At 40.8% G+C, this 750-nt stretch carries 1 protein-coding gene; it reads right to left on the bottom strand.

Features of this window, described 5'->3' with window-relative positions; all coding sequences use genetic code 11:
- The coding region (locus tag AB4585_RS22865) for a hypothetical protein (protein ID WP_372171098.1) at positions 1 to 548 on the bottom strand (548 nt) is incomplete at its 3' end.
- Positions 549 to 750 lie beyond the last annotated feature (202 nt).

The raw sequence follows: 750 nt of genomic DNA on the forward strand, positions 1-750 counted from the left end.
GATTTTCCGTATTCACTGTCAATAACCTCGGGTTTATCACTTAGCGAAGCAAGAGCAAACATATCAATAAAGGTCGCACTGTATGTGTTGTTTCTTGGGTGCTCCCTATAAGGTATGTAGGTCTCGCTAATAATTTCAGCTTTTAAGTTTCTAGGTGAAAGCAAGCTCAGTTCGAAATCACTTTCAATCGCCCCAGTATCGTTAAGATATAAGGTGTTGAATGAGATGACGAATGCCTTAATGTTCGAGTTATACATCTCTCGGGTCAGCACGACATCTTTATAGAAAAAATGAGGTTGCTGGTAAGTAGTAGTCACATGTTTGAGGCCGCCTTCTCGGATATGTCTTCTGAATTCAGTTTGGTTGATAGACCAAAACGTGTCGGGATCTATATCGTCGATTTGAGCCTGCAACTCATTGTAAGCAAGAACATTTTCTTTAGTGAATGGCTGAGCGTTATCCATAAAATAGCGATCAGCTTCGTGATAATTGACGCATCCACTAAGCATTGTTAAGCAAAAAATTGCGGTTATTAGAGTTTTAAGCATGTTGAAATTCCTATTGGGTAAGTTGCCTTGGATGAAAGTATGTGCGCTCAAAACCTGATGGTTTGAGCGCAATAGTGTTAGAGGTTGGTGCTATCTCTGCCTGGTCTCAGGTAGAGATAAGTCAGGATTGGTGGAGCAATGCTAATTACCATTGCTATCTTCAGAACCAGTTCACTAGCCCAAGAGGTGAACTCTGGATTAA

Source organism: Vibrio sp. 10N.222.49.C9, assembly GCF_041474985.1.
Classification (GTDB): Bacteria; Pseudomonadota; Gammaproteobacteria; order Enterobacterales; family Vibrionaceae; genus Vibrio; species Vibrio crassostreae_C.